The sequence below is a fragment of the Streptomyces araujoniae genome, from assembly GCF_050871195.1.
GTDB classification, from domain to species: Bacteria; Actinomycetota; Actinomycetes; order Streptomycetales; family Streptomycetaceae; genus Streptomyces; species Streptomyces bacillaris.
Window position 1 is genome coordinate 2,020,405 of the sequence record NZ_CP194070.1, and the last position, 22,610, is coordinate 2,043,014.

The 22,610-nt window shown below is 71.0% G+C and carries 20 protein-coding genes; 9 read left to right on the plus strand and 11 right to left on the minus strand.

Translation table 11 applies throughout. From position 1 onward, the window contains the following. Window positions 1-34 precede the first annotated feature (34 nt). Window positions 35-1,207 carry an HpcH/HpaI aldolase/citrate lyase family protein gene (locus ACQ9ZG_RS08640; protein WP_028415396.1) on the minus strand — a complete coding sequence of 391 codons (1,173 nt, stop codon included), beginning with the start codon at window positions 1,205-1,207 and terminating at the stop codon, window positions 35-37. A gap of 280 nt (window positions 1,208-1,487) precedes the next feature. Here ACQ9ZG_RS08640 and ACQ9ZG_RS08645 point away from each other — a divergent pair, with 280 nt between their 5' ends. Continuing rightward, entirely contained in the window at window positions 1,488-2,450 is a 963-nt protein-coding gene (locus ACQ9ZG_RS08645; RefSeq protein ID WP_499280223.1) for a TerD family protein, read from the plus strand. A 40-nt stretch (window positions 2,451-2,490) separates the two neighbouring features. Here the strand turns inward: ACQ9ZG_RS08645 and ACQ9ZG_RS08650 are convergent, their stop codons facing one another. The 6 genes from ACQ9ZG_RS08650 to ACQ9ZG_RS08675 all read right to left on the minus strand — a co-directional run bounded on the left by ACQ9ZG_RS08650 (window position 2,491) and on the right by ACQ9ZG_RS08675 (window position 7,277). Then, window positions 2,491-3,225: a TerD family protein gene (locus ACQ9ZG_RS08650; RefSeq protein ID WP_018486926.1), complete on the minus strand. Its 735-nt coding sequence runs from the start codon at window positions 3,223-3,225 to the stop codon at window positions 2,491-2,493. Between the two features lie 196 nt (window positions 3,226-3,421). Beyond that, window positions 3,422-4,582 (minus strand): DUF475 domain-containing protein, encoded by a 1,161-nt coding sequence (locus ACQ9ZG_RS08655; RefSeq protein WP_109916130.1) that lies wholly within the window; start codon window positions 4,580-4,582, stop codon window positions 3,422-3,424. A gap of 69 nt (window positions 4,583-4,651) precedes the next feature. Continuing rightward, entirely contained in the window at window positions 4,652-5,227 is a 576-nt protein-coding gene (locus ACQ9ZG_RS08660) for a TerD family protein (RefSeq protein WP_018486928.1), read from the minus strand. Window positions 5,228-5,490: 263 nt separating this feature from the next. Next, window positions 5,491-6,066, minus strand: coding sequence for a TerD family protein (locus ACQ9ZG_RS08665; protein WP_028415393.1), 576 nt, complete (start codon window positions 6,064-6,066; stop codon window positions 5,491-5,493). Window positions 6,067-6,215: 149 nt separating this feature from the next. Continuing rightward, window positions 6,216-6,674 (minus strand): peroxiredoxin, encoded by a 459-nt coding sequence (locus ACQ9ZG_RS08670; protein ID WP_018486930.1) that lies wholly within the window; start codon window positions 6,672-6,674, stop codon window positions 6,216-6,218. Between the two features lie 165 nt (window positions 6,675-6,839). Continuing rightward, complete coding sequence (locus tag ACQ9ZG_RS08675; protein ID WP_018486931.1) at window positions 6,840-7,277, minus strand: DUF3052 domain-containing protein; 438 nt, start codon at window positions 7,275-7,277, stop codon at window positions 6,840-6,842. Window positions 7,278-7,784: 507 nt separating this feature from the next. Between ACQ9ZG_RS08675 and aceE the strand changes: the two genes are divergently transcribed. Then, window positions 7,785-10,517, plus strand: coding sequence for a pyruvate dehydrogenase (acetyl-transferring), homodimeric type (gene aceE / locus ACQ9ZG_RS08680; protein WP_084995902.1), 2,733 nt, complete (start codon window positions 7,785-7,787; stop codon window positions 10,515-10,517). 145 nt (window positions 10,518-10,662) lie between these two features. Here aceE and ACQ9ZG_RS08685 read toward each other — a convergent pair whose 3' ends face one another. Both ACQ9ZG_RS08685 and ACQ9ZG_RS08690 read right to left on the minus strand, forming a co-directional pair. Next, entirely contained in the window at window positions 10,663-11,163 is a 501-nt protein-coding gene (locus tag ACQ9ZG_RS08685; protein ID WP_258312226.1) for a peptidase inhibitor family I36 protein, read from the minus strand. A gap of 224 nt (window positions 11,164-11,387) precedes the next feature. Beyond that, window positions 11,388-13,007 carry an MFS transporter gene (locus tag ACQ9ZG_RS08690; RefSeq protein WP_109916131.1) on the minus strand — a complete coding sequence of 540 codons (1,620 nt, stop codon included), beginning with the start codon at window positions 13,005-13,007 and terminating at the stop codon, window positions 11,388-11,390. Between the two features lie 115 nt (window positions 13,008-13,122). Here ACQ9ZG_RS08690 and ACQ9ZG_RS08695 point away from each other — a divergent pair, with 115 nt between their 5' ends. From ACQ9ZG_RS08695 to ACQ9ZG_RS08725, 7 genes are all read left to right on the plus strand, one after another. After that, entirely contained in the window at window positions 13,123-13,827 is a 705-nt protein-coding gene (locus ACQ9ZG_RS08695) for a TetR family transcriptional regulator (protein ID WP_109916132.1), read from the plus strand. A gap of 142 nt (window positions 13,828-13,969) precedes the next feature. Beyond that, window positions 13,970-15,178 carry an alpha/beta hydrolase gene (locus ACQ9ZG_RS08700; RefSeq protein WP_109916133.1) on the plus strand — a complete coding sequence of 403 codons (1,209 nt, stop codon included), beginning with the start codon at window positions 13,970-13,972 and terminating at the stop codon, window positions 15,176-15,178. An 86-nt stretch (window positions 15,179-15,264) separates the two neighbouring features. Beyond that, the gene (locus tag ACQ9ZG_RS08705) at window positions 15,265-16,131 is read left to right on the plus strand and encodes a DUF4429 domain-containing protein (protein ID WP_028415387.1); all 867 of its coding nucleotides are present in this window, start codon (window positions 15,265-15,267) and stop codon (window positions 16,129-16,131) included. Between the two features lie 207 nt (window positions 16,132-16,338). Beyond that, window positions 16,339-17,685, plus strand: a complete 1,347-nt coding sequence (locus tag ACQ9ZG_RS08710; protein ID WP_109916134.1) for a sensor histidine kinase — start codon at window positions 16,339-16,341, stop codon at window positions 17,683-17,685. Further along, window positions 17,682-18,371, plus strand: coding sequence for a response regulator (locus ACQ9ZG_RS08715; RefSeq protein WP_084995898.1), 690 nt, complete (start codon window positions 17,682-17,684; stop codon window positions 18,369-18,371). Before ACQ9ZG_RS08710 ends, ACQ9ZG_RS08715 begins: the two co-directional genes overlap by 4 nt. 280 nt (window positions 18,372-18,651) lie before the next feature. Beyond that, window positions 18,652-19,710 (plus strand): alpha/beta hydrolase, encoded by a 1,059-nt coding sequence (locus tag ACQ9ZG_RS08720; RefSeq protein ID WP_109916135.1) that lies wholly within the window; start codon window positions 18,652-18,654, stop codon window positions 19,708-19,710. Further along, complete coding sequence (locus ACQ9ZG_RS08725) at window positions 19,707-20,933, plus strand: acyltransferase family protein (protein ID WP_109916488.1); 1,227 nt, start codon at window positions 19,707-19,709, stop codon at window positions 20,931-20,933. The genes ACQ9ZG_RS08720 and ACQ9ZG_RS08725 overlap by 4 nt, the downstream gene beginning before the upstream one ends. An 80-nt stretch (window positions 20,934-21,013) precedes the next feature. Here the strand turns inward: ACQ9ZG_RS08725 and ACQ9ZG_RS08730 are convergent, their stop codons facing one another. Together ACQ9ZG_RS08730 and ACQ9ZG_RS08735 are read right to left on the minus strand one after the other, a co-directional pair. Continuing rightward, window positions 21,014-22,075 carry an aldo/keto reductase gene (locus tag ACQ9ZG_RS08730; RefSeq protein WP_109916489.1) on the minus strand — a complete coding sequence of 354 codons (1,062 nt, stop codon included), beginning with the start codon at window positions 22,073-22,075 and terminating at the stop codon, window positions 21,014-21,016. Continuing rightward, window positions 22,075-22,575, minus strand: coding sequence for a MerR family transcriptional regulator (locus ACQ9ZG_RS08735; RefSeq protein ID WP_028415381.1), 501 nt, complete (start codon window positions 22,573-22,575; stop codon window positions 22,075-22,077). The genes ACQ9ZG_RS08730 and ACQ9ZG_RS08735 overlap by 1 nt, the downstream gene beginning before the upstream one ends. Between the last annotated feature and the right edge of the window lie 35 nt (window positions 22,576-22,610).

Sequence of the window (22,610 nt, forward strand, 5' to 3'; positions counted from 1 at the left end):
TCTCTCCTCACGCGCCCGCTCGTCGAACGCGCACTCACGTCGCCAGGCCCGCGGCCAGCAGGTCCACGAAGCCGGCGTCGTCCCTCGCCACACCGAAGACCTCGGCCCGCCGCAGCGTGCTCTCGGCCCAGGCCCGGTGGGGCTTCACTTCGTTCATCTTGTTCGTGTACGCCGAGCGCAGCACCCCGCCGCCCCCGCGCTCGGGGCGCAGGATGTCCTGCGCGTCGGTGAACTCCTCATGGCTGACCACGGACAGTGCGTGGACGGGTGCCACATGCGACGGGTGGATGCAGGTCTTGCCGAGCAGGCCGTTGGCCCGGTCCAGCTCGATCTCCCGCAGCAGGCCGTCCAGGTCGTGCTCGATGAGTGCCGTACGCAGCTCCTCGGCGCTGCCCTCCAGGAAGGGGCTGCGGCGCAGCTGGGGCTTGAACATGCGCTCCTGGCGGCGGAAGTACTCCCAGACCGGGCCGGTGATCGTGAATCCGGTGCCGTCCGCCCGGCCCAGCACGTTGACCACGTCGGCGATGACGGAACCGACGATCTGGACGTCGTACGCCGTCATGTCGGGCGCGCGGCGCAGCCCGTAGGCCGAGCAGAAGTCGGTGACGCCGAGCCGCAGGGCGAGCACCCGGTCCCGGTACTTGTCGACGCAGCGCGCGATGCCCTGGAGGACCTCGCCGCGCGTCTCCAGGTGGAGCAGCTCGGGCGATTCGAGTACGGGCATGGCGAAGAGCCGGTGGCCGCATGCCGCCTCGGCCTCGGCCAGGGCCTCCAGGAAGAGCGATCCACGCTCCTCGGTGAACTTGGGAAGTACAAAACCGGACAACATTCGGACCGAGGGGCCGAGGCGGGTGGCCAGGTCGGTGATCTGGCCCGGTTCGCGGACCCGGACGAAGAGGAGCGGCAGTCCGGCACCGGTCGGCTCCCGCTCCGCCAGGTCGGTGAACTGCCTGATCAGGTTGGCCTCGGCGCCGACCACCTCGGCGTCGTCGATCGAGTCCTCCAGGCACAGCACCATGGAGACGACACCACGGGCGGCCTGCTTCATCACGTCGTCGGCCAGGGCGGGCCGGGTGGCCGGGGAGTAGAGCGTGGCGCCGAGGGCGACGGAGAGCAGGCTCGCGGGCGAGTCCGCGCTGAACTCACACGGCTCCCGGAAGAACAGGCCCTCCCGGGCAGCGGGCGACATATACCCGAAGTGACGCATGAGTTTCCCCCGAACTGCCTGACCGGCCGGACAACGTATGGCCGGTAATAGTACGTACGGACGAGTGTCAACAGTTCCCGATGTACATGAATTTCCGGTTACCCGCCCTTCACCAAGGCTCTCCTCGCGGTACCGTTCCGCCTCCCTCCGGCTTCGCCGCGCCCTCGCCGCGCCCTCGTCGCTCCGGCGCCGTTCCGGCCCGTCGGCCGCGCCGCACAACCGCGACAGAACCGGGTCTTTGCCGCCCCCGCGTTGTCCGCACGTGCCGCCAGCAGGCAGGATGACGCCCATGACGCACACGATGCTGAAGGGCTCGAACGTCCAGGTCGACGCCATGGCCGTACGGGCCGTGCTGCGCTGGACGCCGGGGGCCGACGTCCCCGACGTGGACGCCTCCGCCCTGCTGCTCGGTTCCTCCGGCCGTGTGCGGTCCGACGAGGACTTCGTCTTCTACAACCAGCCGCGTCACCCGTCCGGGCTGGTCCGGCGGCTGCCGAAGCGCAGCATCCCCGAGGGGCTCACGGACACGATCGAGGCGGACCTCGGCGCGCTCGACGGTTCGGTGGAGCAGGTGGTCATCGCCGCCTCGTCCGACGGTGCCGCCTTCGCGAGCGTGCCGGACCTGCGGATACTCCTCTTCGACGTGGCGTCCGCCGACGGGGAGCCGCTGGCGGTCTTCGACGTGCGGCCGGAGACCGGTGAGGAGACCGCGATCATCTGCGGCGAGCTGTACCGGCGCGGCGAGGGGTGGAAGTTCCGGGCGGTGGGCCAGGGCTATCCGACCGGGCTGATCGGGCTGGCCACCGCCTTCGGCATCTCGGTCGACGACTCGGAGGCGGCGGGGGCGGGCGGGGGCGGTTCCGGCGGCTCCGCTTCCGGCGCCGGAGCCGGTGGGTCCGGTCCGGCGGTCGGAGCGAGTGGTTCCGGTTCGGCGGTCAGCGCCGGTCACGGGGGCGGTCCGGCGGGCAGCGCCGAAGAGCCTCCCGCACCCGCCGCGCCGAGCCCCGACTCCCAGGCCACCGTCCTGCACCGGCAGCCCGCCTACGGCTATCCGCCGCCCGTCGCGCCCCCGGCCGTCCCGCCCGCTCCCCCCGGGCCCGCGCCGCAGCCCGCGTACGGCTACCCGCAGGGGGCCGGGGCGCCGCCCGCGTACGGCTATCCGCAGCCGGCGGCGGCCGCCGCCCACGCGCCCGACCCGCACTTCGTGCTGCCTCCGCAGGGCCCGCAGTTCATCCGGGCCTGAACCGGACCCCGAAAGCTCCTGGGACACGGGAGCGGCGCGCTCAGGTCCGTGACTTGTAGCCCCGCCCCCACTGCATGCCGTAGCCGTAGAGCCGGTCCAGCTCGGACTGGAAGCCGTAGACGAACTTCACCTCGCGCCGCACGATCAGCTCGCCCTTGACGTTCTCCACGGTGAACACCGCGCAGGAACGGGCCTGAGGGGCCCGCTCGTCGAGTTCGATCTCGATCCGGGGGCCGTTGCCCGGGTAGAGCGTGATCTTGGCGTGCGTGCGGTCGAACGCGGGCGTCCGGTCGTAGATGTAGACGAAGAAGAGCAGCCGCTTGAACTGGTCGCGCTGGTCGAGGTTGACGTAGACCGTCTCCCCGGAGGGGGCGCCGAAGCGGTCGTCACCGCTGAGCCGGATGTAGGGCGGGCTGTTCAGGTCGCCGATCAGGTTGCCCAGGGGCTGCACGACCCCCTTGGTGCCGTCCGCCAGCTCGTACATGCACCCGAGGTCCAGGTCGACGTTGACGACGCCCTGGGTGTGCGCCTGGACCACCTCGGGCTGGAAGAGCTTGAGGGGGCGCCGCAGCCGGCCGCTCTGGCGGGAGCGGCCCTCGATGTCCGAGGTGCGCATCCGCCAGGAGAGGTTGACGCGGAGGTTGCCCGAGAGCGCGCCCTGCTTGCTGAGTGAGACCGTGGCATTGCGCTTCGAGAGCGTGATCGCGCTCGACGTGCCGTTGCCCGCGTCGAACTGCGCCGCGCGCGCCGGCCACAGACCGTCGAAGAACCCCATCCCAACCCCCACCTGTCCGGCCTCTCGGCCTGCCCACCTGTCGGCCTGCCGACTTGTCGGTCCGCACGCCTCGTCCATCCGCACTCATCCGCGCGTACAGCGCTGCGGGGCGGCCCCGGGTCGGGTCCGGGAGAATCCCGGAGAGCCTTCGCCGTGTGGGCCGCCCCGCAGAGAGCGTTCCTCAATCCCTACCGGGTCACACCCCGGAGTGGACTTCTGCCTTGGAACCTGCGCTTCCGCCGGCATCCCCGCCGCTTCCGCCCGAGGCCGCGATGGCCTTGTTGCGACGGAGCGAGGACCAGAAGGCGAGGCCGATGAGGACGACACCGATCAGACCGGTGATGATCTCGTTGATCTCGTACTGGATGGTGACCAGCAGGATGACGGAGAGCGCACCGATCGCGTAGTGCGCGCCGTGCTCCAGGTAGACGTAGTCGTCCAGGGTGCCCTGGCGGACCAGGTACACGGTGAGCGAACGGACGTACATGGCGCCGATACCGAGGCCGAGGGCCATCAGCACGATCTCGTTGGTGATGGCGAAGGCGCCGATGACCCCGTCGAACGAGAAGGAGGCGTCCAGGACTTCCAGGTAGAGGAAGAGGAAGAACGCGGCCTTTCCGGCGAGGGCGACGCCGGTGACCGGCTTGCCCGTCTTCCTGGCCTGCTCCTCGGCCTCCTGCTCGCGCTCCTCCTCCTCTTCGAGCTTGCCCTCGAAGAAGCCGGAGAGCCCGCCGACGACCAGGTAGGTGATCAGCCCCGCGATGCCCGAGAGGAGGACGGTCGACGTCTTGTCCACGTGGCCGCCACCGTGCTGGTGGGCGTGGGTCGCGAAGGTCATCGCGCTGACCAGCAGCACGACCAGCGCGACGCAGACCGACAGCATGTCGACCTTGCCGAGCTTGGCGAGCGGACGCTCGATCCAGCGGAGCCACTGGATGTCACGGTCCTCGAAGATGAAGTCGAGGAAGATCATCAGGAGGAACATGCCACCGAAGGCGGCGATCGCCGGATGGGCGTCCGTGACCAGTTCCTTGTACCTGTCGGGGTCGTTGAAGGAGAGGTCGATGGCCTCGATCGGGCCGAGCTGGGCGCTCACGGCCACGATCACGACGGGGAACACCAGCCGCATACCGAAGACGGCGATGAGAATGCCGATGGTGAGGAAGATCTTCTGCCAGAAGGCATTCATCTTCTTCAGGATTCCGGCGTTGATCACCGCGTTGTCGAAGGAGAGCGAGATCTCCAGGATCGACAGGATCGCGACGATGCCGAAAGCCTGCCACCCCCCGTAGAAGAAGGCTGCGACCAGGCCGAGCGCGGTCACCGCGAACGACCAGCCGAAGGTTTTCAGAACCACTGGTACCTCATCGTGTTGTGTAAGGGTCTCCCCTGGTGCGAACGGGGTTCCCCCGCGCCGTGCGCGGCGTTATGAAACGTTGACGCCGAAGTCTAGAGCGATGCCGCGCAGCCCCGACGCGTACCCCTGACCGACTGCACGGAATTTCCACTCACCCTGATAGCGGTACAGCTCGCCGAAGATCATCGCGGTCTCCGTGGAGGCGTCCTCGCTCAGGTCGTAACGGGCCAGCTCCTGGCCGTCGGCCTGGTTCACCACACGGATGAAGGCGTTGCTGACCTGGCCGAACGCCTGGCCCCGGTTGTCGGCGTCATGGATGGAGACCGGGAAGACGATCTTGTCGCAGTGGGCGGGGACCTGGTCGAGCCGGACGATGACGGACTCGTCGTCGCCTTCGCCCTCACCCGTCAGGTTGTCACCGGTGTGCTCGACGGAGCCGTCGGGGCTGGTGAGGTTGTTGTAGAAGACGAACCACTCGTCACCGAGCACCCGGCCCGAACGGCAGAGCAGTGCGCTCGCGTCGAGGTCGAAATCGGCTCCGGTGGTGGAGCGTGCGTCCCAGCCGAGCCCGACCAGCACCTGGGTGAGGTTGGGTGCGACCTTGGAGAGGGAGACGTTGCCTCCCTTGGCGAGCGTGACGCCCATGTGTGTCCTCCCCGAGTCGTGGAAACGCGGACGGGCGCTTTCGGGCGCCCGTGCTCGGGCGTCGAAAGCGCCCGGTTGAGCGCGTCCGGCGCCGCACGGGATGCGGCGCCGGACGGGGTGGTGCGTGAGCGCCGTGCGACCGGTCAGTACTGCTCAGTGCTGCGTGGACGCTGCGCGCCCCGTACTGCTCGGTACTGCTCGGACGCCGCGCCCGGTGCCGCGTGAACGCGGTGCGTCCGCGGTCACCGGAGTGACCGGCGTCCTCAGACGTTGACGCCGAAGTCCTGCGCGATGCCGCGCAGGCCCGAGGCGTAGCCCTGGCCGATGGCGCGGAACTTCCACTCGGCACCGTTGCGGTACAGCTCGCCGAAGACCATGGCGGTCTCCGTGGAGGCGTCCTCGCTCAGGTCGTAGCGGGCCAGCTCCGTGTTGTCGGCCTGGTTCACCACGCGGATGTACGCGTTGCGGACCTGGCCGAAGCTCTGCTGACGGCTCTCGGCCTCGTAGATCGAGACCGGGAAGACGATCTTGTCGACATCGGCCGGGACACCGGCGAGGTTCACCTTGATGACCTCGTCGTCGCCCTCGCCCTCACCGGTGAGGTTGTCACCGGTGTGCTCGACGGAGCCGTCGGGGCTCTTCAGGTTGTTGAAGAAGACGAAATTGCCGTCCGTCGCGACCTTGCCCTCGGTGTTCGTCAGCAGCGCGCTGGCGTCGAGGTCGAAGTCACCGCCGGTGGTGGTGCGGGCGTCCCAGCCCAGACCGACGATGACCGCGGTCAGGTTGGGCGCGGCCTTGGTCAGCGAGACGTTGCCGCCCTTGCTGAGGCTGACTCCCACGAGTCCTCCAGTAGTTTTCTCAGGGGCCGGCAGACACCAGCGTCCCCGTCGTTCGTTGGCATCGGATCAACGATTGGATCCTAGTGACCGGTTCCCGGCCAAAACAGGCTTTTGACCGGGCGCCCCAGGAGATCCGTCGGGAGATCGTCTCAGAGCGCTTCGAGCGCCTTGACGTAGTCGTTCAGGTCACGCGCGTCGGGCAGGCCGTTGACGACGCTCCAGCGGACGGTGCCGGCCTTGTCGATGACGAAGGTGCCGCGCACCGCGCACCCCTTCTCCTCGTCGAAGACCCCATAGGCCCGCGAGGCCTCGCCGTGCGGCCAGAAGTCGGAGAGCAGCGGGTATTCGAGGCCCTCCTGCTCGGCGAAGACGCGCAGGGTGTGGATGGAGTCGTTGGAGACGGCGAGGAGCTGGGTGTCGTCGTTCTCGAAGCGGGGCAGCTCGTCGCGGAGCGCGCACAGCTCACCGGTGCAGACGCCGGTGAAGGCGAACGGGTAGAAGAGCAGCACCACGTTCTTCTCGCCCCGGTAGTCCGAGAGCCGCACGGTCCGGCCGTGGTTGTCCTTGAGTTCGAAATCCGGGGCCTCGGTGCCGACCTCGATCGCCATGGAACACGCTTCCCTTCGCCGCTTCCCGCTTCTCACGTCCCGCCGCCCGGGCCCGGGAGGCCCGTGCGGGTGACACCCACCCTACGCAGGGCCGTACGGGCGCGTACGAAGACCCCCGGCGGCGCCTGGGCGCGGCCGGGGGCCCCGGGTGGTCCTGCGAGTCGTTCAGCGCTTGGCCTTGGCCCCCTTGGGGGTGGCCAGACGGCTGCCCGTCCAGTCCTTGCCCGCGCTGATGCTCTTGGTCTGGGCGAGACCGGCCGTCTGGGCAGCCTCATTGATGTCGCTCGGCTCGACGTATCCGTCACGGCCGGTCTTCGGCGTCATCAGCCAGACCGTACCGCCGTCCTCGAGCAGACCGATGGCATCCACCAGCGCGTCCGTAAGGTCGCCGTCCTCGTCGCGGAACCAGAGCAGCACGACGTCTGCGACGTCGTCGTACTCCTCGTCGACGAGTTCCTGGCCGGTAGTGGCCTCAATGCCCTCACGGAGCTCCAGCTCGACGTCGTCGTCGTAGCCGATCTCCTGGACCACCTGTCCGGGCTCGAACCCCAGGCGTGCCGCCGGGTTGGTCCGCTCCTCCGCGTGGTCCGCGGTCGCGCTCACGGGATGCCTCCTGATCATGTCTTCGGAAAATGCTGCAGCCACGCGCGTGCGCGGGGCGTAGGCCGTAGTCCACACGGGCCCGGCGAATCGCGCAAGTACCCGGCGTGCGAGACCGCCTAAACGGTGACGTTCCCTGCCACGTCACCGCAAGCTCCGGCATGTCTCTCCCGGGGCCTGGGCCGGTCCCTCCGGGGCTCCACGAGGTCACCCCATCCGTTTACGTCCTTCCTCAGCTTATGCCGTTTCGCTCCGCCAATCGGATTCGAACGGCCTTTGGGAACGCTTGGACGGCTTGGGCGTAAGGTTGCGGTTTGCCCGTACCCAGCCGCGTACCGCTCATACTCGTGCCCCGCCGGAGAATTTTCGCAACCTCGGGGTTACCCCACGGTAGAGATGACGTTCGGGCCTTCGCGGTAGCACGATGGAGGCGGCGCACAGGCAGTTGTCCCGGGGGTACGTTCCCCGTAACAGACCCCGCAGAGCACCACCGAACAGCGAAGGAACAGTGTGGCTTCCGGATCCGATCGCAACCCGATCATCATTGGCGGCCTTCCGAGCCAGGTCCCGGATTTCGATCCCGAGGAGACCCAGGAATGGCTCGACTCCCTCGACGCCGCCGTCGACGAGCGAGGCCGTGAGCGGGCCCGCTATCTGATGCTCCGGCTCATCGAGCGCGCGCGTGAGAAGCGTGTCGCCGTGCCGGAGATGCGCAGCACGGACTACGTGAACACGATCGCCACGAAGGACGAGCCGTTCTTCCCCGGCGACGAGGAGATCGAGCGCAAGGTCCTCAACGCGACGCGCTGGAACGCGGCCGTGATGGTCTCGCGGGCGCAGCGTCCGGGGATCGGCGTCGGCGGCCACATCGCCACCTTCGCCTCCTCCGCCTCGCTGTACGACGTGGGCTTCAACCACTTCTTCCGGGGCAAGGACCAGGGCGACGGCGGCGACCAGATCTTCTTCCAGGGGCACGCGTCCCCGGGGATCTACGCCCGCGCGTTCCTGCTGGACCGGCTGAGCGAGACGCAGCTCGACGCGTTCCGCCAGGAGAAGTCGAAGGCGCCGGACGGGCTGTCCAGCTACCCGCACCCGCGGCTGATGCCGGACTTCTGGGAGTTCCCGACCGTCTCGATGGGTCTCGGTCCGCTCGGCGCGATCTACCAGGCGCGGATGAACCGCTACATGGAGGCGCGCGGTATCGCCGACACCTCCAAGTCGCACGTCTGGGCGTATCTGGGCGACGGCGAGATGGACGAGCCCGAGTCGCTGGGGCAGCTCTCCATCGCCGCCCGTGAGGGCCTGGACAACCTGACCTTCGTGGTCAACTGCAACCTGCAGCGGCTCGACGGCCCGGTGCGCGGCAACGGGAAGATCATCCAGGAGCTGGAGTCGCAGTTCCGGGGCGCCGGCTGGAACGTCATCAAGCTGGTCTGGGACCGCTCCTGGGACCCGCTGCTGGCGCAGGACCGCACGGGCATCCTGGTCAACAAGCTGAACACCACGCCGGACGGCCAGTTCCAGACGTACGCCACCGAGACCGGCGCGTACATCCGTGAGCACTTCTTCGGTGACGACCCGCGGCTGCGGGACATGGTCAAGGACATGACCGACCAGCAGATCCTGCACCTGGGGCGCGGCGGCCACGACCACCGCAAGGTGTACGCGGCCTACGCGGCGGCCAAGGCCCACAAGGGCCAGCCGACCGTGATCCTGGCGCAGACGGTCAAGGGCTGGACGCTGGGGCCGAACTTCGAGGGCCGCAACGCGACCCATCAGATGAAGAAGCTCACGGTCGAGGACCTCAAGCGGTTCCGGGACCGGCTGCACATCCCGATCACCGACAAGCAGCTGGACGAGGGCTACCCGCCCTACTACCACCCGGGCCGCGACTCGGAGGAGATCCAGTACATGCACGACCGCCGCAACAGTCTGGGCGGCTACGTGCCGACCCGGGTGGTGCGTGCGAAGCCCCTGCCGCAGCCCGAGGAGAAGACGTACGCGGCTGCGAAGAAGGGTTCGGGTTCGCAGTCGATCGCCACCACCATGGCGTTCGTCCGCATCCTGAAGGACCTCATGCGGGACAAGGAGATCGGCAAGCGTTTCGTGCTGATCGCCCCCGACGAGTACCGCACGTTCGGCATGGACGCGTTCTTCCCGAGCGCGAAGATCTACAACCCGCTGGGCCAGCAGTACGAGGCGGTCGACCGCGACCTGCTGCTCGCGTACAAGGAGTCCCCGACCGGTCAGATGCTGCACGACGGCATCTCCGAGGCGGGCTGTACGGCCTCGCTGATCGCCGCCGGTTCGGCGTACGCGACGCACGGCGAGCCGCTGATCCCGGTGTACGTCTTCTACTCGATGTTCGGGTTCCAGCGCACCGGTGACCAGTTCTGGCAGATGGCGGACCAGCTCTCGCGCGGTTTCGTGCTGGGCGCGACCGCCGGGCGTACGACCCTGACCGGTGAGGGCCTCCAGCACGCGGACGGCCACTCGCAGCTGCTCGCCTCGACCAACCCGGCCTGTGTCTCCTACGACCCGGCCTTCGGGTACGAGATCGCGCACATCATGCAGGACGGGCTGCGCCGGATGTACGGCGAGGCCAACGAGGACGTCTTCTACTACCTCACCGTCTACAACGAGCCGATCCAGCACCCGGCCGAGCCGGAGAACGTGGACGTGGAGGGCATCCTCAAGGGTGTCTACCGGTTCAAGCAGGGTGAGGCGGGCGAGATCCCGGCGCAGATCCTGGCGTCCGGTGTGGCGGTCCCGTGGGCCGTCGAGGCGCAGAAGATCCTCGCCGAGGAATGGAACGTCAAGGCGGACATCTGGTCGGCCACCTCCTGGAACGAGCTGCGGCGCGAGGCCGTGGAGGTGGAGCGGTACAACCTGCTCCACCCGGAGGAGGAGCAGCGCGTTCCGTATGTGACGCGCAAGCTGGACGGGGCCGAGGGCCCGTTCGTGGCGGTCTCGGACTGGATGCGTTCGGTGCCGGACCAGATCGCGCGCTGGGTGCCGGGGACGTACCAGTCGCTGGGCGCCGACGGCTTCGGCTTCGCGGACACGCGGGGTGCGGCCCGCCGGTTCTTCCACATCGACGCCCAGTCGATCGTCCTCGCGGTGCTCACGGAGCTGGCGAAGGAGGGCCGGGTCGACCGGTCGGCCCTGAAGACGGCGCTGGACCGTTACGACCTCCTGGATGTGGCCGCGGCCGATCCGGGCGCGGCGGGCGGCGACGCCTAGCCGTAGAGCTGCTGTACGGGCCCGAGGGGCGGTGGCGCGGGTGCGCCGCCGCCCCTCGGCGTGTTCCGGGCACCCGCACGTCCGCTCCCCGGCCCGGTTCCCGTCCCTTCCCGGGCCCGGTTCCCGTCCCGGTCCGGACGAGGGCCTAGTTCTCCCAGATCTTGAACGCCCTCACCTGGTACGGGGAGCGGGGCACCCAGGTCCCGCCGCCCGGGTAGGTCTCGAACTCGCCCGTCTCCTGGCACTCGGCCGACTGGTAGGTGGTGACGGGCCGCCCGGTGCGGTTGGCGAGGGACTGGGCGTCGCCGCCCTTGGGGAGCGGGGTGCAGCTCTCGATGTCGACGGTGGCGAGTTCGTAGGTCTGCCGGGCGCCGGCGAAGTCGGGCTTCTTCCAGAGGCAGAGCCTCCCCGCCTCGCAGGTGCCGAGCCGGGTGTCCGGGGCCGGGTGCGTGCCGCTCGCCACGGCGCGGTCGTGGGCGAGCGCCTGCGGGACGAGCGCGGTGAGCGCCGTGACGGCCAGGCCCGCGGCGAGAGCAGTCGTCCGGGAGGCGCGGGACGTACGGCTGGTGCGAGAGGTGCGAGAGGTGCGGGACGTGCGGGCTGCGCCGCTGGTGCCGGGCGTGCGGTCGGTACGGATCGTGCGCATGGTGGATGAACCCCCGTGGTCGTGTGCGCACCGCCGGCTCTCGGCGGCTGCGCTGTCCTGACCACCCTGACCAGCGCGGCGGGGTCCGGGGAAGAGCGGACGGCCGACGCCACCCTGATAGGCGACAGCCCCGCCGAAAGGGTTCGGCGGGGCTGTCGTGTGCGCGGTGTTGACGGCGTACGGGGGTAAGCCCCCGCCTCCGGTCCGCTTCCTGGGGGCGGTTGCTAGATGTGGCCCACTCCGGCGCCCGCCTCGGCGTTCTCGCCGCGCTTCGTCAACGTGGCGACACCGGCCGCGATGACGGCGACGACGCCCGCGACGGTGAACGCGAGGCCCATGCCGGACATGAACGTGTCGTGGATGACCTTGCCGATCGCGCCGACGACCTCCGGCGTCATGCCGGGTGCCTGGGAGAGCGCGTCGACGGGGACCATGCCGAACTCGGCGGCCTTCTCCAGGGCGGGGTCGGGCGTGCCGGGCAGGCCCGCGTCCGCCCAGTTGCCGGCGAAGTCGGAGCTGACCTTGGAGGACATGACCGCGCCGAGCACGGCGGTGCCGAGCGCGCCGCCGACCTGCATGGCGGCCTGCTGGAGGCCACCGGCCACACCGGACAGCTCCAGGGGCGCGTTTCCGACGATGACCTCGGTGGCGCCGACCATGACCGGGGCGAGGCCGCAGCCGAGCAGGGCGAACCAGAGGGACATGGCGAAGGTGCCGGTGGACTCGCTGAGCGTCGTCATGCCGAACATGGCGACGGCCGTGCAGACCATGCCGCCGACCAGCGGGACGCGGGGGCCGAACTTGGTGATGAGGAGACCGGCGACCGGCGAGGAGACGATCATCATGGCGGTCAGCGGCAGCAGGTGGAGTCCGCTGTCGACCGGGCTGAGGCCGTGGACGCCCTGGAGGAAGAACGTCACGAAGAAGAGGCCGCCCATGAAGGCGAACGCCATCAGGACCATGAGGATGGTGCCGGCCGTCAACGGGATGGAGCGGAACATCGCGAGGGGGACGAGCGGCTCGCGGACCTGCGTCTGCCAGACACCGAAGGCGAGGAAGAGGGCGAGCGCGAGGCCGAGGAAGACCCACGTCCAGACGCCGCCCCAGCCCCAGGACTCACCGGCCTTGATGATGCCCCAGATGAGGGAGAACATGGCGCCGGAGAGCAGCAGGATGCCGAAGATGTCGAAGGAGCGCGGCGCGTTGGCGGCGCGGTGGTCCTTGAGGATCACCAGACCGAAGATGAGCGCGACGATGCCGACCGGCACGTTGATGAAGAAGACCGACTGCCAGCTGACGTGCTCGACGAGCAGCCCGCCGACGATGGGGCCGCCCGCGGTGGAGGCACCGATGACCATGCCCCAGATGCCGATGGCCATGTTCAGCTTCTCGGCGGGGAAGGTGGCCCGCAGCAGACCGAGGGCGGCGGGCATCAGCAGGGCGCCGAAGAGGCCCTGGAACACACGGAAGAGGATGACCAGCGCGATCTCGCCGGAGAGACCGATCGCCGCGGAGGAGAGCGCGAAGCCAGCGATGCCGATCAGGAAGGTCTGCCGGTGGCCGAAGCGGTCACCGAGCTTGCCCGCGGTGATCAGCGCGACGGCGAGGGCGAGCAGATAGCCGTTGGTGATCCACTGGACGTCGGCGAGCGTGGCGCCGAGGTCCTTCTGGATCGCGGGGTTCGCGATGGCGACGATCGTGCCGTCGAGCGCGACCATCATCACGCCGATGGCTACGGCGAACAGGGTCAGCCAGGGGTGGCCGCGAAGCCCCTTGGCCGTGGCGGGTACGGGGCCGTCCCCGGGCTCCTGCGGCGCCTTCTCGACGGTGGTCTGACTAGTCATACGCGGAGACTAGTGACAGCTACTGACAGTTGACAAACGCATTCACTAGTCAGTAACTGTCGCGTAGCTCACAGGTATGCTGACCTGGACAAACAAGCGGAAAGAGGACTCGTACGTGACCCACGGGCAGAGCGGCGCGACCCGGCCCGGACTCCGTGAGCGCAAGAAGCGGCGCACCCGTGACGCCCTGCTGCGAGCCGCCCTCGAACTCTTCGCCACCCAGGGGTACGAACGGACCACCGTCGACGAGATCGTCGAGGCGGCCGATGTCTCCCAGCGCACCTTCTTCCGCTACTTCGCGAGCAAGGAGGAGGTGACCTTCGCGGTGCAGGAGATGGTGGAGTCCCGCTTCATCGCGGAGCTGCGCCGCCGTCCCGCCCGCGAGGCCCCCTTCGAGGCCATGCGCCGGGCGGTGCTCTGCGCCTGGAACAGCATCGGCGAGGCGATCGAGGAGGTCATCACGGTGGAGCTGCACATGCGGACCTACCAGATGATCGAGTCGACCCCCTCCCTGCTGGCCGCCCATATGCGGCGCGGGATCGCCCTGGAGAACCAGATCGCCGGGCTCATCGCGGAGCGCGAGGGGCTCGACGTGGAGCGGGACCCGCGCCCGAGGGTCGCCGTGGCCGCGTTCTCCGGGGTGATGCGGGTGACCGGGCAGTTGTGGGGCCAGGGCCACGATTCGAGCGTGGAGGCCCTGCGCGACCTCACCGAGGCCTACCTGGACCAGCTGGTCCCGGCCCTGGCGGGCGACTGGCGCCGGCCGGAGGGCTCCGAGGGTGACGTGCCGCAGCCGGGTGACGTACACACCGCCGAGTGACCGGGCCCATGGACGGGCGACGCGCCCGCGACGGGGGTGACGGGCCCGGTGACGTACCGCGACCGGGTGACGTGCCCGCAGCCGGGTGACGTGTCTCACCTGAATCACGGTCGCCCGCGCCCGTCTCCTAGGGTGTGGCGCAGTGACTTCTTTCGACTCCTCTCCCACCCTGACCGCCTGGCGTGCGCTGCTCGCCGTGGCCGTCGTGTTCGTGATGCTGGCGACCACGGGCTGGTCCGCCGTACGGGACCGCCACGCGGAGGGGGAACGGGAGCTCGCCCTCGCCTCCTGGGCGCGGGACCGGACCGTGGGCCGTGCGCTGCCGGAGGCCGGAGCGCCCGCCTACCGGATGGCCCACTTCTTCGCCACGCTCACCTCGGGGCAGCGGCTCGCGCTCGCGGACCGGCATCCCTCGATCGTGGGGAATCTGAACGGCGCCCCGGTCGCCCTGCGCTACCACGCCAACCGGCTGGCCCTGAAGCGCGCGGCGGCCGTGGAGCAGCGGCGTACGTACGACGAGGGGCTCACCGCGCTCGGCCGCGACGAGGCCGCCCGGCGGATGCACCGCTTCCGGTCCATGCTCGCGAAGGACCGCCAGATCCTGGCCTTCGACCCGTCGGGCCGGGGCCGCGCCGCCGAGGTCTTCGGTGACCTGGACCGGGCCTCACGGGTCTCCGTGGTCGTGCCGGGCGTCGACACCGAGCTGCTGACCCTGGAACGGACCCGCCGCGTCAACTCCGCGCCCGTCGGCATGGCGAAGTCCCTGTACGGGGCGGAGCGCGCGGCCTCCCCCGGGACCCGTACCGCCGTGATCGCCTGGGCCGACTACACCGCCCCCGCCGGACTCGGCGTGGACGCGATGCTCGGCGGGCTCGCGTCGGAGGGGGCCGTACGGCTGAACGCCCTGGTGGGGGCGTTGCCCGGCAGGTCGACGGTCTCCCTGTTCTGCCACAGCTACGGCTCGGTCGTGTGCGGGGTGGCCGCCGGCGAGGCCCCCCACCGGGTGGCCGACATCGCGGTCGCCGGATCCCCCGGCATGCGGGCCGAGAGCGCCGCCCGGCTGGACACCGACGCCCGGATCTGGGCGATGCGGGACCGGGACGACTGGATCGAGGACGTGCCGCACCTGGAGTTCGGCGGGATCGGCCACGGCGCCGACCCGGTCGACCCTGCCTTCGGCGCCCGGCTGGTCTCGGCGGCCGGGGCCTCCGGACACAGCGGCTACTTCGAACCGGGCACCGAGAGCCTCGGCAACCTGGCCGCGATCGGGGTCGGCGCATATGGATCGGTCCGCTGTGCCACCGCCGATGGCGCGTGCCGCAGTGGTATTTCCGGTGGACGCGAGACCTGACGCGCGTAGAGCTGCGTGACAAGCCGATTAACTGGGACTTACGCCGAGGGGGGACGTGCGCGCCTGTGCCGCATACGATGAGGCACATGGGTGATGTGCTGGCCGGAATTCATGCCACCTGGGAGTTCGACGCCGACTCCGTGCTCATCCGCTTCGAACGGGGTATCCGCACGCCGAAGCTCTTGCAGAGCCTGCGGGAGCGCCGCATCCCGCATGCTGCGCTGTCGTCGGTGACGCTGACCCCGGGCAAGCGGGACACGGTGGTGCTGCGTGCGGTCCCGAGACCGGGTGCCGACCCGCTCCTGGAGGCTGCCGCGGGGCAGCTCAAGGAGGGGTGCGACCCCTACCGCCTGGTGCTTCCGGCCGAGCGGGAGCTGCTCGCGGAGTACTACGCGGACGAGCTGCGGTCCCGTCTGGGCCCCGCGTCCGACGAGCCCGCCGACCGTTTCCTGGTCGCCGCCCCCGAGGCGCCGATGCAGTTCAAGGCGTACGACGGGCGGGCCGGTTTCGACGGGGAGCGGGTCTCCTTCCGGTGGTTCTGGACGGGTGCCTCCAGCGCGAAGTGGAAGGCCGGGGACCAGACGTACCGGGTGAACGAATTGGCCGGAATCGAGTGGCGCTCCCCCGAGGCCCTGGACGGCCACCTCCGCCTGCTGCCCCGGGAGGGTGCCGAGGTCAGGGTCGCGGCGGACCAGGACCCCGCGGCGGTGCTTTTCGGCCTCGGCTACGGGCCGGTGCACGAGTCACTGCCCTTCGCCGCCGCCGTACTGGAATCCGTACGCCGGGCCGCGAGCGCGCCGGCCGTACCGGCCCCGGTCCTGGTGAACGCCGGGCGGCGCGACCCGGCGGACATCGCCGAGCGGATACACCACCTCGGGGAGCTGCATCAGGCGGGGCTCGTGACGGACGACGAGTACAGCGCGAAGAAGGCGGAGCTGCTCGCGGAGCTGTGAAGCGGGTTCCGGCCCGCCCAGCCGGTACGGACCGGCTCGGCCGCCGGCGGAGCGTGAGGTTCCGAGCGGCGCCCCGGGGTCGGGGGGCCGGCTCGGGTCACAGGTCCGGTCACACCACCCCGTACCCCGGTATGAGGTGGGCCGGGGCAGGTTCGGGACCCTGGTATGACGTGCCGGTGGAGGTCGTCCTCCTAGGCTGGCCCGGTCATGTCCACTTCCTCCGCCGGGCCCCCACCGCCCGCCGACGGCCTGCTGAGCGCCGCCCGCCGCAATCTGCGCGAGCTGGGCCACGGGCTGTCCCACGCGTCCCACCCGTCCACGCCGTTGCTGGCCGGTGCACCGAAACTCTGGCAGCGGCTGCTTCCGTACGTCGTCGTGCTCGCACTGGCCGCGACCTTCATCCCGGTCACCATCACCGTCCTGACCTCGCAGTACGGCGTGTCGGGCGCACTGGCCGGGGCGCTCGGCGTGGCCCAGGCGGCGCCGCTGCTGATGCTGGCCCACCGCCCCCTCCAGGCGTGGTGGATCATCTTCCCCGCCGACGTCGTGGGCGCGCTGGTGCTGCTGGCGCAAACCTCCGGCCGGGACGAGGCCTGGCCGTGGACCCCGCCGGGGACCGTCGCCTATCTCTTCCTGCTGCTGGCGATCGGGCTCCGCGAGACGCGGCGGACCGTGATCGCCGTCTGGGCGGTGACAGGGGGAGCCGGAGCCGTGCTCCACCTGATCGCCCCGGACCGGAGCAGCGGGAGCGCCCTGCTGCTGACCGTGCTCGGCGCGGTGGTGCTGGTGATCGGCGGGGCGATACGGGAGCGGGGCGTGGCGCAGCGGCGGCTCGCCGAGCAGGAGACGATCAGCGAGGCCGAGCGGGCGCAGCGCACGCTGCTGGAGGAGCGGACCCGGATCGCCCGTGAGCTGCACGACGTGGTCGCCCACCACATGTCGGTGATCACCGTGCAGGCGGACTCGGCGCCGTACCGGATCAGCGGGCTGCCGAAGGCCGCCGAGGAGGAGTTCACCGCGATCGCGGCGGCCGCGCGGGAGTCGCTGGGCGAGATGCGGCGGCTGCTGTCGGTGCTGAGGAGCGACGGTACGGAGGGGGACCGGGCGCCGCAGCCGGGGCTGGACCGGCTCCAGCAGCTGGCGGAGGCGACGGTGCGGGCGGGACTGCCCGTGGATCTCTCGCTCTCCAAGGAGTTGGGCGAGGTGCCACCGGCCGTCGACCTGTCGGCGTACCGGATCGTGCAGGAAGCGCTGGCCAACGTGGTGCGGCACGCGCCGGGGGCCCGGACCCGGGTCCTCGTCGCGAGGGACATCGACCACCTTGTCGTGCTCGTCGTCAACGGGCCCGCCGCCGGCCGCAGTTCACCGCTGGAGACGAGCGGGACCGGGCACGGGCTGGTCGGGATGCGGGAGCGCGTACGGTTGACCGGCGGCACGCTGGGCGTCGGCCCGCAGCCGGACGGCGGGTTCCGGGTCGCGGCCCGGATACCGCTGCCCCCGGCCGGGTCACCGCCCGCGTCCCCGCCCGCCCCACCCCCTTCGGAGGACCTGTGACCATCCGCGTGATCATCGTCGACGACCAGGCCATGGTGCGGGCGGGGTTCGCGGCGCTGCTGTCCGCGCAGGGCGACATCGACGTGGTGGGCGAGGCGGCGGACGGCCGGCAGGGCGTGGAGGTCAGCCGTCACCAGCACCCGGACGTGGTCCTGATGGATGTCCGGATGCCGGAGATGGACGGACTGGCCGCCGCCCGCGAGCTGTTGAACCCTCCGGTGGGGGTGGTGCACCGGCCGAAGGTGCTGATGCTGACCACGTTCGACGTGGACGACTATGTGTACGAGGCGCTCCGGGCAGGTGCCTCCGGGTTCCTGCTGAAGGACGCCCCGCCCGCCGATCTGATCGCGGCGGTACGGGTGGTGGCGGCGGGCGACGCCCTGCTGGCACCCTCCGTGACCCGGCGCCTGATCGCGGACTTCGCGGCGCAGCGGCCTGCGGGGGTGACGCGCGGCAGGCAGGCGCTGCGGCTCAACGGGCTGACCCCGCGCGAGAGCGAGGTGCTGGAGCTGATCGCCCGGGGCCTGTCGAACCAGGAGATCGCGGAGCGGCTGGTGCTGGCCGAGCAGACCGTGAAGACGCACATCGGCCGCGTGCTGGCCAAGCTGGACCTGCGGGACCGGGCGCAGGCGGTGATCTTCGCGTACGAGTCGGGGCTGGTGACTCCGGGGGACGCGGCGCCGTAGCTCCCGGCCCGCGTGGGGAGAGGCCGGCGCTCCGGCCGGAGGGCGAGGGTGGGGTTCCGACCCCGGGCGAGGGTGGCGCTCCGGCCCGGGAGGGACTGGGGGACGTGGGGACGCAGGGGCGCAGGGGCGCGGCGACGTGGCTCCGAGCCAGGATGTACCCCACCCCCTACCCCGGTAGTACATCGGAGTTGGCCCCTCGGTGTGACGCCCCCTCACCCGTCCTCTTCCTACCTTCCTCCCGTTCGCACCGATCGGTGCGGCGGCAGAGAGGGAGGGCACGATGCGCCGATACGCGAGGACGGTGGCCGCGCTGGCACTGGCCACCAGCGTGGTGACGGGGACGGCGGGCTGGGTTTCGGGGGATGCGCAGCAGGCGCTGACCGGGCCGCCGCCCGGCAGCGCGTCCTGGCGGGCGGACCGGACACCGGGCGGCGGGCTGCCCGATCCGGAGCGCTCGGCCCCTGCCGAAGTGGCCGCGTTCTTCTCCGGGTTGGACGGCCGGGAGCGTCATCTCCTTCTCGTGCGGCATCCGTCCGTCGTCGGCAATCTCGACGGGGCGCCCCTGGAGCTGCGCTACCGCGCCAACGCCCTCGCACTGGCCGCCTCCGACGATCCCCGCTACCGCTCGCTCGCCTCGCCCGGTCGGCAGATCCTCGCCTTCGATCCGCGCGGGCGAGGCCAGGTCGCCGAGGTCTTCGGGGAGTTGCGCACCGCGCGCCGGGTCTCGGTGGTGGTGCCCGGCTCCGACAACGACGCGGGGACCTTCGACCGGAAGGTCGCCGCCCACGGCGCCCCTCCCGGTATGGCCAGGACCCTGCGCGAGGCGGCCGGTCCGGACACCGCCGTCATCGCCTGGGCCGGTTACACCACCCCCGTCGGCGTCGGCGTAGATGCCGCCACCGGACGGCTCGCGGAGGCGGGCGCCGAGCGGCTGGAGCGGTTCGCCGAGGGGCTGGTCGCCGACGGGCTGCCCGAACCGGCCGTGTTCTGCCACAGTTACGGCTCGGTCGTCTGCGGGCTCGCCGCCCACCGCCTGCCCGCCACCGACCTGGTGGTCCTCGGCTCCCCCGGCATGCGGGCCGACGACGTGGACGCGCTGCGGACGCGCGCCCGGGTGTGGGCGGCGAAGGCACCGGACGACTGGATAGACGATGTGCCGAGCGTGCGGTTCGCCGGGCTCGGCCATGGTGCCGACCCCACCGACCCGGCGTTCGGGGCCCGCCGCATACCCGCCTACGACACCCAGGGGCACGCGGGGTACTTCGCCCCGGGCACGGAGTCGCTGCGGGTCCTGGCGTCGATCGCCCGGGGGGCTTCGGCGGAGGGCGCGGCCCGATGACGACACCTGCGCACACGCGCGCGCACCGGCTCGCCGCCCGGGTCGACGCCGCCACCCCCGCCCACCGGGACCGGGCGATCGACGGGCTGCGCGCCCTCGCGCTGCTCGCGGTGCCGCTCGGGCACTGGATGCTCGGCGGCTTCCGGCTCGACGCGGAGGGGCTGCACAACGCCAGCCCGCTCGCCACGTTCGGCGCCCTCGCCCCGTTCAGCTGGGTGCTCCAGATGCTGGGGATCTTCTTCCTGGTCGGCGGGTACGCCTCGGTCCTCTCCTACCACCGCCGGCCCTCGACCACGGCCGCCTGGCTGCGCGGGCGGCTGGTCCGGCTCGGCAGACCGGTGCTCGGGGTGGCGGCGGTGTGGGCGGTGCTGCTGGCGGCCCTGTCCTGGCTCGGCGTGCCGGGCGACACCTTGCGGACGGGGTCGACGCTGGTGATCCAGCCGCTCTGGTTCGTCGGGGTGTACACCGTGGTCACCGCGCTCACGCCGCTCTGCGTCAGCCTCGCGCGACGGTTCGGCGGGTGGGCGGCGCTTCCGCTGCTGGGGTCGGTCGCGGTGGTGGACTTCCTGCGGTACGGGCCGTTCGCGGACGGGATGCCGTCCTGGCTGAGCCTGGTCAACCTGCTGCCCGGCTGGCTCTTCGCCTACCTGCTCGGCGTCGCCTGGGGCGAGGGCCGGATCGGGAGGCGGGGTGCGCGGCTGCTGCTCGTCGGGGGCGCGGTGCTCTTCGCCGTCCTGCTGCTGGTCTTCCACTACCCGGCGTCGATGGTGGGCGTGCCCGGCGAGGTGCGGACCAACTCCCACCCGCCGTCGTTGCTGGTGGTGGCGTTGGCGGCGGCCCAGAGCGGGGCGGCGATGCTGATACGGGAGCGGCTCGGGCGGTTGCTGCGCAGGCCGCTGCTGTGGGCGCCGGTCGTGGTGGTCAACCTGTCCGCGATGACGATCCTGTGCTGGCACCAGACGGCGATGCTGGCGGCGGCCGTACCGGTCTCGCTCACGGGGACGACGGTGGCGGGGCTGACGAGCGGGCCGGACACGGTCGGCTGGATCCTGGCCCGGCTGGTGTGGCTGCCGGTGTTCACGGGGCTGCTGGTGCTGATCGCCCGGTACGCGCGCCGCTTCGACGCCCCGTGGCAGGCGGGCACCCGCGCCGCGAACGCCCGCCGCGCGGTGGCGGGGCTGCTCGCGGCGGGGTTCGCGGTCTTCGCCCTGGGGCTGGCGTGAGGGGGGCGGGGCGGCTCGGTCGTGATGAACTCCATGAACCAGGCGATGACTTCACAGGCTTCGCCCCTTCCCCGTACCTGCTACTCCCGGGCCGCCGAGGTGCTGCTCATGTCCGGGTAGCGGTCCCCCGCCACCTGGCCCGCGATCGGCTCCAGGAGGGCCAGTTCCTGGGGCGTCAGCGTCAGCCGGGTCGCCGCCACGTTCTCCAGGAGACGGCTGCGCTTCCGGGTGCCGGGGATCGGGACGACCGTCAGGCCGTGCACCTGCGCCCGCTGCTGCACCCAGGCGAGTGCCACCTGGGCGGCCGTCACCCCGCGGGCGGCGGCGATCTTGTGGACGGGCTCCAGCAGGGCCGCGTTGGCGCGGGCGTTGTCGCCGGTGAAGCGGGGCTGGTGCTTGCGGAAGTCGCCCTCGCCCAGCTCCTGGCCCGCGTCGGTGAAGGCCCCGGTGAGGAAGCCCCGGCCCAGCGGCGAATACGGCACGAGCGTGACGCCCAGCTCCGCCGCCGCGCCGACCGCGCTCAGCTCCACGTCCCGGCTGAAGAGGGACCACTCCGACTGGAGGGCGGCGATCGGGTGCACCGCGTGCGCCTCGCGCAGCTCGGGGCCGGTGACCTCGCTCAGCCCGAGCTGCCGGACCTTGCCCTGCTGGACCAGCTCCGCCATCGCGCCGACCGATTCGGCGAACGGGACGGCCGGGTCGTGGCGGTGCATGTAGTAGAGGTCGATGACATCGGTCCTCAACCGCCGGAGGCTGGCCTCCACGGCGGTGCGGATGTACGCGGGGTCGTTGCGCACCGCCCGGTGCCGCGGGTCGTCCGTCCGCTCGATGGCGAACTTGGTGGCGAGCGTGATCTCGTCCCGGTGGGCGCCGACGAAGGGGGCGAGGAACTCCTCGTTGGCCCCGCGCCCGTAGATGTCGGCGGTGTCGAAGAGGGTGACGCCCGCTTCCAGCGCCGCGTCGAGGGTGTCCCGGGCGGAGCGCTGGTCGGTCTCGCCGTAGAACTCGCTCATGCCCATGCAGCCGAGGCCCTGGACCCCGACCGCCGGCCCGCCGTCGCCGCCGAGCCGGACGGTGTCGAGCCGGGTGGTGTCGAGCCGGGTGGTGTCGATGGAGTTGCCGTGGTTGTCGTTGTCGGTCATCAGGCGCTGTGCCTTTCCGGCGCCCGGCGGGCGCCCGCGTAGAGCTCGATCTTGTGGTCGAGGACGGCGAGGGTGTCGTGCAGCTCCGCGATGCGGGTGATCACATCGCGGCGGGTCGACTCCAGCAGTTCCTGCCGCTCCTCGACGGTGGACTCGCCCTCACGCAGCAGCTCCGCGTACCGCACCATGTCCGCGACGGGCATCCCGGTGAGCCGCAGCTTGCCGACGAAGACCAGCCAGTCCAGGTCGCGATCGGAGAAGCGGCGTTGGCCGGTGTGCGAGCGGTCGACGTGCGGCATCAGCCCGATCCGCTCGTACCAGCGCAGGGTGTGCGCGGTGAGCCCGGTGAAGGCGGCGACCTCGCTGATCGTGTAGGTGTCCTTGCCGGTGGGACGGGGGTGCGGCTCGGGCACGGCCGTACAGGCGTTCACGCCGGAGGGCGCCTGTGTGCGGGTACTGGTAGCGGGAGCGCTCCGGGACGTTCCGTCGATCACCGTCATGTCCTCCACGCTAAATCCCTGGAGTGCACTCGAAG

What these genes read in the sequence shown, in the direction of transcription:
- ACQ9ZG_RS08670 (WP_018486930.1), bottom strand. Translation starts at nt 6,674, where the DNA reads ATGGCGATCGAGGTCGGCACCGAGGCCCCGGATTTCGAACTCAAGGAC.
- ACQ9ZG_RS08710 (WP_109916134.1), top strand. Translation starts at nt 16,339, where the DNA reads ATGTCCACTTCCTCCGCCGGGCCCCCACCGCCCGCCGACGGCCTGCTG.
- ACQ9ZG_RS08725 (WP_109916488.1), top strand. Translation starts at nt 19,707, where the DNA reads ATGACGACACCTGCGCACACGCGCGCGCACCGGCTCGCCGCCCGGGTC.
- ACQ9ZG_RS08730 (WP_109916489.1), bottom strand. Translation starts at nt 22,075, where the DNA reads ATGACCGACAACGACAACCACGGCAACTCCATCGACACCACCCGGCTC.
- ACQ9ZG_RS08690 (WP_109916131.1), bottom strand. Translation starts at nt 13,007, where the DNA reads ATGACTAGTCAGACCACCGTCGAGAAGGCGCCGCAGGAGCCCGGGGAC.
- ACQ9ZG_RS08705 (WP_028415387.1), top strand. Translation starts at nt 15,265, where the DNA reads ATGGGTGATGTGCTGGCCGGAATTCATGCCACCTGGGAGTTCGACGCC.
- ACQ9ZG_RS08650 (WP_018486926.1), bottom strand. Translation starts at nt 3,225, where the DNA reads ATGGGGTTCTTCGACGGTCTGTGGCCGGCGCGCGCGGCGCAGTTCGAC.
- ACQ9ZG_RS08660 (WP_018486928.1), bottom strand. Translation starts at nt 5,227, where the DNA reads ATGGGCGTCACGCTCGCCAAGGGAGGCAACGTCTCCCTCTCCAAGGTC.
- ACQ9ZG_RS08735 (WP_028415381.1), bottom strand. Translation starts at nt 22,575, where the DNA reads ATGACGGTGATCGACGGAACGTCCCGGAGCGCTCCCGCTACCAGTACC.
- ACQ9ZG_RS08645 (WP_499280223.1), top strand. Translation starts at nt 1,488, where the DNA reads ATGACGCCCATGACGCACACGATGCTGAAGGGCTCGAACGTCCAGGTC.
- ACQ9ZG_RS08720 (WP_109916135.1), top strand. Translation starts at nt 18,652, where the DNA reads ATGCGCCGATACGCGAGGACGGTGGCCGCGCTGGCACTGGCCACCAGC.
- ACQ9ZG_RS08685 (WP_258312226.1), bottom strand. Translation starts at nt 11,163, where the DNA reads ATGCGCACGATCCGTACCGACCGCACGCCCGGCACCAGCGGCGCAGCC.
- ACQ9ZG_RS08640 (WP_028415396.1), bottom strand. Translation starts at nt 1,207, where the DNA reads ATGCGTCACTTCGGGTATATGTCGCCCGCTGCCCGGGAGGGCCTGTTC.